Annotated in this window: 6 protein-coding genes; 1 reads left to right on the forward strand and 5 read right to left on the reverse strand. The window is 45.1% G+C overall.

All coding sequences use genetic code 11. The features are described 5' to 3' along the window. Positions 1–62: 62 nt before the first annotated feature. A complete protein-coding gene (locus tag CKO50_RS20955; RefSeq protein ID WP_095729741.1) occupies positions 63–2213 on the reverse strand; it encodes a S8 family peptidase in 2151 nt (716 codons plus the stop codon). Positions 2214–2757: 544 nt separating this feature from the next. Here CKO50_RS20955 and CKO50_RS20960 point away from each other — a divergent pair. Beyond that, positions 2758–3945: an NAD(P)/FAD-dependent oxidoreductase gene (locus CKO50_RS20960; RefSeq protein ID WP_095729742.1), complete on the forward strand. Its 1188-nt coding sequence runs from the start codon at positions 2758–2760 to the stop codon at positions 3943–3945. A gap of 124 nt (positions 3946–4069) precedes the next feature. Here CKO50_RS20960 and CKO50_RS20965 read toward each other — a convergent pair whose 3' ends face one another. From CKO50_RS20965 to CKO50_RS20980, 4 genes are all read right to left on the reverse strand, one after another. Then, positions 4070–7177, reverse strand: a complete 3108-nt coding sequence (locus CKO50_RS20965; protein WP_095729743.1) for an efflux RND transporter permease subunit — start codon at positions 7175–7177, stop codon at positions 4070–4072. After that, a complete protein-coding gene (locus CKO50_RS20970) occupies positions 7177–8277 on the reverse strand; it encodes an efflux RND transporter periplasmic adaptor subunit (RefSeq protein WP_095729744.1) in 1101 nt (366 codons plus the stop codon). Before CKO50_RS20970 ends, CKO50_RS20965 begins: the two co-directional genes overlap by 1 nt. A gap of 15 nt (positions 8278–8292) precedes the next feature. Beyond that, positions 8293–9018: a TetR/AcrR family transcriptional regulator gene (locus tag CKO50_RS20975; protein WP_095729745.1), complete on the reverse strand. Its 726-nt coding sequence runs from the start codon at positions 9016–9018 to the stop codon at positions 8293–8295. A gap of 184 nt (positions 9019–9202) precedes the next feature. After that, complete coding sequence (locus tag CKO50_RS20980; RefSeq protein ID WP_255230818.1) at positions 9203–9820, reverse strand: alpha/beta hydrolase; 618 nt, start codon at positions 9818–9820, stop codon at positions 9203–9205. Between the last annotated feature and the right edge of the window lie 248 nt (positions 9821–10068).

A 10068-nucleotide genomic window follows, 5' to 3' on the forward strand; every position in this document is an offset into this window, starting at 1 on the left:
GCCGCAAATGCGGCCTCACGTTGGGGGAAAGAAGACTCAATTAAGAGCCTACTAAATTTTGCTTATGGCTTGTACTGTGCGTCTAACGTTAGACCCGAGAACGTACGGTAAGCGTTAATGCTTAGGTGCCATGTACCCGCTTGTGGATTAGTGATTACACAAGTCTCTGTATTACCACTTTCATATGGACGACAATCATAGCTGTTTGTTGTAGGCTGTGAGCCAAACTTTACAAACAAGTCAGCGTCACCTGAGCCACCAAATGTTTTCACGGTAAAGTCGCTCATACCTTCAGGTACTTCGATTGTGTAGTGAACCCACTGACCGCTTGAAGCTGAAATATCTTCAATTGTACCGCCACCCGCTTGTGGACCACCAGTGCTAGAGCCCGAAGTTGCAGCAACTAAGCTTATGCCTGAATAAGCTTTATAACCGTTAATCATTACATGGTATGTACCAGCTTGAGGTGCGTCAAAGCTACAAACTTCGGCATTACCGCCTTCATAAGGACGACAATCATAACTGCTTGAAGTTGGTTGACTGCCAAGTTTTACATAAAGGTCAGCATCACCTGTTCCACCACTCATTGTGAAGGTCACATTGGTTTTTCCAGCAGGTACATCAAAAGTGAAAAATTGATTGCTGCCTGCCGCGCCGCTTAGGCCCGTTTTTGCTACGCCATCTTCAAGTGTATTACCTGTAGGTGGCGTGACAACATCGCCTAAAGCTTCATTTACCGCAGCGGCTGCATCAACAACACCTGTACCACAGTTTGAACAGCTACCCGCGAAGCTACGTGTAGTGTCTTTCAAGATAGTTTCTACTTCGTCAGGCGTAGCAGATGGTTTTGCTTGCTTGATTAGCGCAGCAACACCAGCAACGTGAGGTGCAGCCATAGACGTACCTTGTGAGTAGTGGTAGCTATCATTTGAAGGAGCACCAGAGCCTGAGTTATGGGTAGATAGGATACCTTCAGGATCATTCGCAAAACTTTGTGCGCCACCCGGAGCGGCAACGTCGATATTTGCACCATAGTTTGAGTAATAAGCTCGGCTACCATCACGACCTACAGATGCTACGTTTACTACGCCATTACAGTTACCTGGGTTGTAGTTTGCTGAGTTATCGTTGTCGTTACCTGCCGCAATAACAATGACTGTACCGTTGTTACGTGCTTGGTTGATTGCATTTTGTGTGGTTGCGCTACATGCACCGCCACCACCTAAACTCATGTTGATAACATCAGCAGGGTTCGCATTTGCAGGCACACCAGATACCGAGCCGCCAGATGCCCAAATGATGCCATCAGCGATGTCAGAAGTTAAACCACCACATTTACCAAGAACACGTACAGGTACTACTTTAGCGTCGTAAGCAACACCAGCTACACCTTCACCATTATTTGTTACAGCAGCAACGGTACCCGCTACGTGCGTACCATGCCAGCTTGAGTCTTGATCTGCGCGTGGCACAGGTTGACCTGAAGAGTCAGTTCCACATTCACCGCGAGTGACTGCATCACCAGGGTCACGAGCATCGTTGTCACGTGCGCCACCATCGTTAGCAACAAAGGTATTAGAGATCATGTCATAGCCAGGCAGAATGTTGGCATCTAAGTCTAAATGTGGGCGATAACCTGTATCTAGTACCGCAACTACCACACCTTGACCTGTTGCTTTGTCCCACGCAGCTGGGGCATTAATACCAGCAGCAGCTTCGTAGTAATGCCATTGATCGTTATAACGCGGATCGTTAGGCGTTGCGAATGGCTTTAACATTTGGTCAATTTCGATGTATTCAACATTACCAGAAGCCATCACTTCATTCATGAACGCCTGTGCTTCTTTTGCTGAAAGCTTTTTGTCAGCACGCATAACGTGGTGATTGCTAAGTGCCATTGGGCGTACGTACTTAGCGCGAGCACTCGCTTTGCTGCTCTTAAAGCCTTGTACAAAGCTTTCTGCACGCTGTTGCATTTTTGCTGGAGCAAGATCCGCAGCTGAAAGGCTAATCATTTGTGAACTAGCATCTTTGTACTTGATGATGAACTGTGTACCAAGCGTACTTTGTGATGATAGTTTTTGTGCTGTTGCTGCAAGTGCTACATCTTGGCCGATTGATTGTGCTGGTGCGGCCGTAACTGTTGTTGCAGTAAATAGTGTACTCACTGCGACGCTTAGTGCAGCGCGCTTAAAGTTTTTATTGATTGTCATAATGTTTCCCTAGTTTCTAACTTGTTGTTCAGCTGTTAATAAAAAGCTGATGGTCAGTGAAAGTAAACTCCTAGTTAAGAAAAAGAAAGCGCTGTTTTGTTATTTGCACTAATTTTTTAGTTATATGTGGACGGATAAATGGCTATAAAAAATTCTTATGGTATTGTTATTAATCAATATTCTTAATTTTTGTGATGGTGTGAATAAATTTCATCTACATTGTAAATGGCTGTAAACAAAATGGTGTTTTTAACTTTTTGAAGTATTTATAGCCAGTAGAGTACAGACTTACTTAGTATTAAATGGTGGGTTTGTTTTGTTGTTCTAGTTGTATTTTCTTGTTTTTGAAGGTTTGAGAAATGATAGCGCTGACATAATGTTTACAAGTGTTTGAAAGGTATGCGAGTTGCTTCTTCTATTCGTCGCTGTGATTAGATAAAGAATCTAGGTATAATTTTCGCTTGGTCGCGATTTTGCCGCTTAAAGCTAAACTGTTGGCAAAACGGTAAGTGTAGAAATCTTAGATAAAAAGTTGAGTGAGTTTATGCAACAAATAGAGGTAGTCGTTATCGGCGCAGGTGCTGCTGGATTGATGTGTGCTGCACAGGCTGGATACCGAGGGCGACAAGTTGCAGTGGTTGACATGGGAAAAAAGCCTGGTCGTAAAATTTTGATCAGTGGCGGTGGTCGCTGTAATTTTACCAACGAAAATGCTTCACCTGCTAACTATCTATGTAAAAATCCACACTTTATAAAGTCGTGCTTGAGTCGCTATACCCAACATGACTTTATTGAATTGGTAGACCGCCATGGCCTTGCTTATCACCACAAAACACTTGGGCAGTTGTTTTGTGACAATAGCGCGCAAGATATTGTCGACATTCTTCTTACCGAATGTGACTGGGCGGGCGTGTCACTTCACTTACGTCAAGAAGTCCTTGCGGTTGAACATCAAGCTGATGGTCGCTACTTAGTCAAAACCACAACTCAAACCTTTAACTGTGAGTCTGTGGTGATCGCCGCTGGTGGCTTAACCATGCCAAAACTTGGCGCCACGCCAATCGGCTACAAAATAGCGGAGCAATTCGGTTTAACTGTGTTACCAACCACGGCAGCGCTTGTGCCATTTACACTTCATGATCACGACAAAGCACGCTTTGATGGTTTGTCTGGTATTAGCGTAGATAGCCTAGTGACCAGCGAAAGCGGTATCCAATTTAGAGAAAATATTCTCTTTACCCACAGAGGCTTATCTGGCCCCGCAATTTTGCAGATCAGCTCATTTTGGAAAGCAGGTGAGTTTGTTAGCATCAATTTACTACCTGACTTAGATGTGCAAGCACAACTTCATGACTGGCGCAGTGAGCAAGGGCAAAAGAGCCTGAAGAACTTGCTTTCGAGCATCTTACCAAAGCGCTTTATTGAAGCCCTAATCAGCGACGGCAGCATCCCAGATAAAAACGCCAACCAACTCAGCCACACTGAGATTGAAAAACTCACCGAAACCCTTACTAGCTGGAAAATAAAACCAAATGGCACAGAGGGTTATCGCACCGCAGAGGTTACGTTAGGTGGTGTGGATACCGATGAATTAAGCTCAAAAACTTTCGAAGCAAAAAAACAAAAAGGCCTGTACTTTATCGGCGAAGTAACCGATGTCACCGGATGGCTCGGGGGCTATAACTTCCAATATGCATGGAGCTCCGGCTGGGCATGCGGACAGGTTTGTTAGCCCAAATCACGCTCAAAAGCGGCTATAGATTGAAATAAATTGTAGCTTATCAAAAGAAAGGTTTTACCAATTAAAAAGGACGCTAAGCATGGCACTTAGTGTCCTTTTGGTTGTTAGCCAGTTATCACGTCATACTGACTTTGCCTACCAATTGCGCTTCAGGGTGGGTTTCAATGGTTTCGGCTTCGCCACGGTGATCGCTGGCTAGCTTTTCATAAAGTAGCGGTAAGACAATCAAAGTGAAGAAAGTACCGATGAGCATGCCTGCGACTAAGATAATACCTATGCTGTTGCGCGCTTCTGCGCCTGCGCCGGTTACCAAGACCAACGGGAAATGACCAAGCACGGTTGCACCTGTAGTCATCAGTATAGGTCTCAGTCGTGTGGCCGCAGCCCCTTTTACCGCTTCAAATTTCGATTTGCCTTCAAGCTGTAAATGGTTCGCAAATTCAACAATCAAGATGCCATTTTTGGCTATTAAACCGATAAGCGTAATTAGGCCGATTTGACTGTAAATGTTGACTGTCGTGAGTGATAAAAACGGTAGCATCAATGCACCTGCGAGTGCCAGCGGTGCGCAGCCGAGTAGTACTACGAGCGGATCTCTAAAGCTGTTGAACTGGATAGTCAGTAAGAAAAACACCACTATCATGGCAAACAAAAGTACGCCAACCATGGTGTTACCTTCTTTTCTTAGCTGTCTTGATTCACCTGCGTAGTCAATGGAGTAATGGCTCGGTAAGACCTCTGCTGCAATTTCCTCTACCTGTGTGAGCGCTTGCTCTTTGGTAATGTGTGGCAGTGTGCCTGCCAATATTCTAAACGAGTTTTGCTGATTGAATGAGCCAAGCACTCTAGGGCTTGTAAAGGTGCGCAAGGTAGCAAATGCTGAAATCGGAATAAGATCGCCAGCATCCGTTCTTACTTGCATATTAAGAATATTCTCAGGATTGTACCTTTCGCCATCGCCGACAATGGGAATGACGCGGTAGGCTTTGCCTTCTTTGTTGAAGTAATTGGCAAAATTATTCGACATATAAATGCTAAGTTGCTCGTTCACCGACGACAAGTTTAGACCTAAGTCAGCAACTAGCTCCCGGTCGATTTCAAGCTCGGCTTGCGGCAGGTCGATTTTTAGGTCGGTATTGACGAACATAAAGCTGCCTCTGGCGGTGGCGCGTTGAATAATCTCATCGGCGTACTGCTTCATCGCGGTTGGGTCGTCACTGGCACGGAATACTACTTCAACGTCAAACTGTCCTGCGGTAGGAAGCGATGCTGGTAGAATAGGGAATAAACTTAGCCCAGTCACGCTGCCTAACCGGCCGTATAGATCGTATAGCAAGTCGTGTACTGAGTTTTCTCGCTCATTAAATGGCGCAAGATCTACACCACCAAAACCCGCCGCCGCCGTAATAATCTGCCAAGTAAACTCAGCGCCTTCAGTGGCGTTCATGACCTCGGCTGTGTCATTCATTTTCGCTGAAGTATAAGCTTGAGAAGATTCAGGTGGAGCTTCCACTACGACTTGGATACTGCTTTGATCTTCGATAGGGGCAAGCTCTTTTTGTGATAACAGGTAAAACGGCACCGACAATAAAGAGAACACGATAGCGACAAAAAAGACCTGTGGACGCCACTTAAACAAGGTATCGAGTGCACGAAAGTAGAACGCTTGTAATCGATCAAAATAGCCATTGACCTTTTGCGTTAATTTACCTTCTTTACCGCCTTCGGGATTAACGTAAGCACTCATAATGGGCGATAAGGTAATAGCAACCAGTCCAGAAATTAATACCGCAATGGCTAAGGTGAATGCGAACTCTCGGAATAAGAACCCCGTTAAACCTGTTAAAAATCCGATTGGCGCGTAGACCGCAGCAAGGGTCAGCGTCATGGCAATTATTGGGACGAGTAATTGACGTGAACTGATAAGCGCGGCTTGTAATCTGGGTTTGCCTTCGCGCATATGACGCGCAACGTTTTCAACCACCACGATGGCATCATCCACTACTAAACCAACAGAAAGCACGATAGCCAAAATAGTCAGTAAGTTGAGCGAAAAGCCCATTGCTGAGATCACCGCGATTGCGCCTAAAATAGAGATAGGAATAGTCACCAGCGGCACCATGGCGGTTCTAAACGAGCCCATCATGGCGAGTACAACAATTCCCACGAGTAGGACGGTTTCCCCAAGCGTGGTGAAAATTTCTTTTATGGAATCACGCATATAAAGCGTGCCATCGTAGCCAATTCTTAGATGCATGCCGTCGGGTAAGATGGTATTTATCTCATCAATTTTTTTATACAGCGCGTCACCAATATCGATTTCATTGGCACCTGGTAATGCCCACACCGCTAAGAATACGGTATCGTGGTCATCAAGGCGTGCGGTTACCATGCCCTCGGCTTCACCGAGTTCTACCGTGGCGATGTTACCGAGCTTGAGTTGCGTGCCATCGATTTCTTTTACCACTAGGTTGTTAAAATCGGCTACCGTTTTTAACGAGGTATTGGCCATCAGGTCGATGCGTTGTCTGTTATTTTCACTGTAACCTAAGGTGGCAATGGTGTTGTTTGCTTGTAGCGCGGCAAATACATCGCTGGCACTTACGCCATAGATAGCGAGTTTTTCGGTATCGAGCCAAATTCGCATTGCTGGATCGCGGCCACCTTCCAGCGTCACTTTTTGTACACCGGGAATATCAGACATGGAAGGGACAACATTTCTGATCAAATAATCGCTCACGTTGTTACGTGGCAGACCTTGAGATTCCACATCGAGATAGAATACCGCATACGGACTATCGGCACGTACGATTTGAATGGCTGGATCTTCCGCTCCGCTGGGTAACTCAAACTTGATCTGGTTTAATCGGGTGGTCAGCTCAGCCAAGGCATCGGTGGTACTATGATTAAGTTCAAGCCAAGCGGTAACTTTGCTAAGTCCCGAGGTAGTTATCGAGTCTACATAGTCGACGCCAGGAACAGTAGAGGCCACTCGCTCGATTGGCTCGGTAACATAGCCTTTAACGACGTCTGCGGCAGCGCCCGTATAGACAGTGTTGATCACCAGTGAGGCACTTTCTATTTTTGGATATTGCTGCACCGATATATCTCGGGCGGCATTAAAACCCGCTAGCACAATAAGCAATGACACCACGATCGCCAGTACCGGCCGGTTAACAAAAATATCCATGATAGACGGCTTATTTTCGTGTAATGCGCTCATTACTGGCCTCCGTTATTGCCATCAACAGCGGCAACCTGATCGGTATAAACCAATAAGTTTTCTTGTAGCTTAAATGCGCCTTCAGCAGCAATAAATTCACCACCACGCAGGCCAGATAGTACAAGTTGCTGATCGTTTACCTTATCGCCTAAAGTAATTTTTACTGGTTTTGCTCGCCAGTTTTGGCTGTCGTCCTTTTCAAGTACATAAACAAACTCGCCAAAGTGATTGCGCGTAATTGCATTGGTTGGCACAACTGCGGCGTTCACAATCTCGGTTGGTACATTGACTAACACCATTTGATTGTGGCTGAGTGTGCCATTGCTGTTTTGTAGCTCAGCACGATAACTTTGTTGACGCGATGCGACATCGACCATTGGCATTTTGGCTGATACGCGAGCTGGCTTTTGGCCGCTGGCATTAGAAATTGCCACGCTAACGTCTTCGCCTATATTAGGTTGTGGTAAGGTTTGTGGAATTTTGAAATCTACCCAAATGCTGTCGTCTAACCCAACCAAGAAAGTGATTTCGCTATTGGCATCAAGTAATTGACCAACCTGATATTGTTCTAACCCCGTTTGACCCGGGTAAGGTGCACGAATGGTTTTTTTCTCGATTAATGTGGTTAGTCGTTTTACGTCTGCCTGATTAATTGCCACCTCGGCTTCGGCTTTGTCCACCTCATCTGGGCTGATCCGCTTTTGTTCTAGTAATTTGGCAACCCGTTGATAGGTTGATTTAGCAAGCTTTACTCGAGCTTTAGCCGCTAATAGATTTGCCTCATCAATGCTGCTATCTAAGCGCAACAATATTTGGTTCGCTTCCACTTGTTCACCGGGCTGGAAACCGACGTAAGTGATAAGGCCGGGATACTCGTTACTAATGGTGACGGTGTGCTTGGCATGGAGCTGACCCACAACCTTAACCGATTTAATATGCTCAGTTGTTGATACATAAGTACTTTTTACCGAAGCCGAAGGCTCCGGAAAAGACTCCCCAAAGGCAATTGCCGCTTGGATCTGTGTAAACTTCACAAAACCAAGGCTGGTAATAACGATGAGAATGATGACAACGGCAATAAGCCAACGTTTGATGTTCATTGTGATTTCCTTAAGTTAACGAAGCTTGAGCGCTTGCAATTCTTTCTCTATGCGTACCAGAGAATCTTGAGTGATAGGTTGTTGCCATGGATAACTGTTAAGTAGCCTCACTGCGCTGCGAATAACAGGATCATTAAGCTCAAGTGGTGTAAGCAGTGAAGCTGTGCCCTCAACAATTTGTTTAGTTTGTTGCAAGCGCAGTACTTGCTCATATCCTACGGTAAGCGCCCATCCGGTGATGATAATTTCTTCTATCATCTCGTGTAGATCTGGCGTAGCTTGCAACTCACCTGCTTCAATGCCATCAATAAGCGCTTGTTTAAACACGTTTTCACAACCACCACAGGATTCGATAATTTTATTGGTCCAAAACTCAGAAGCCCTTTTGATCACCGCCTCATTGGTAGAGTAGGACTGTAATTCATAATCAAAAGAGAAGCGTTTTAGCTTTTGTGGCGAGATAAGACACACCGCGAGCATGCGTTCTGGCGTGCTAAGTGGTAAGGATAACACTTGCTTAAAAACACTGGATGTATGGGTAAAAGACTCGTAGGCCAGCGCCATTACTAGGTCTTCTTTAGTCTGCACAAATTTATAGATTGAGCCCATAGACAATCCTGCAAGCAAAGAGACTTTTGCCATTGTAAAGTCAGTGACCGAAGACTCATTAATGCATTGTTCCGCAGCGTTTAAAATCATGCGTTGCTGGGTTTCTTTATCATATTTAGGTGCCGGTGCCATCGTTTCTCCTTAGAGTTTGAACCTCATTCGAATGATATTCGAATGAGGTTCAATTATAGAGAGCAATTTTAAAAGTGCAATAAGTAAACAGAATATTGTTTTCAAAATAGGAATTTTGTGTGTAGATAGGTTCTGAAGGAAGGCTTAGCACGGCGCGTCATTGTTATAGCGACGTGCTAATGGTTTAGTGTTTTAAAATCCAGCTTTTAACTGGCTTTAACCACTCGTCTCTCGGGAGATAAAAAGCGCCGTGTTCCTTACCGGTTGAAATAGAAAACTCGGTAAAGCTTTTGAGGTTTGCAGAGCGTGCTTTCACAAAATCGCAAGAACCCACTTGATCTGAGGTTTCGTAAACGGACAACACCTTGCCGTAGAGCTGAACCTCGGTTTTACTTTTGATAAGCCCAGCGCAGCCTGCTAGTACCACGTAGTGAATGGCATCATTTTTTAATGCATCACTTGCCATTATCGTTAACGCTCCACCGCGAGAAAACCCCACGAGTGTAATGTTGCTGGCGCTGACGCCCACATCCAGTAATTTGCGGACCTTGCTAACTAGGGTTTTTGTGTATGTTTCTGGTGCGACGCCTTTAGGTCGGTGCTCAGCAATTAGCGTATAGGCATCATCACTTAAAGCTTGTTTGATGGCTGGAAAGTCATATTTACCCCAGCGCTTATGAATAGGCGTTTCATTATCACCTTCAACGATATAACCATGAGAGTAAAAAACATATTTGGCAGATGGATTAATCTGCTCTGGTACATCTGGGTAAACTGCTTTTGCTGAGGCGATCGACGCCATGCAAGCAGCAAAGGAGGCGCATACAGCACGTAGTAAAGGATTCATTTTTGAGTTTTTTTAGTTGATGTAGAGAGATGGTAGCCAAGCTTTGATAAAAGAAGCAAGCGTAGCGCGATGGGTTATTTTGTATGAGAGAGTTGTGAGAACGAGTTTATTTTGTGGGAGCTGGCTCATTGCGTGGGAGATGTATGGACTCCTCCCCCTTAACGGGAGAGTACGGTATAAAGATATTGCAAAACACTTTTACC

This window comes from Pseudoalteromonas sp. HM-SA03 (assembly GCF_002289345.1).
Lineage (GTDB): Bacteria > Pseudomonadota > Gammaproteobacteria > Enterobacterales > Alteromonadaceae > Pseudoalteromonas.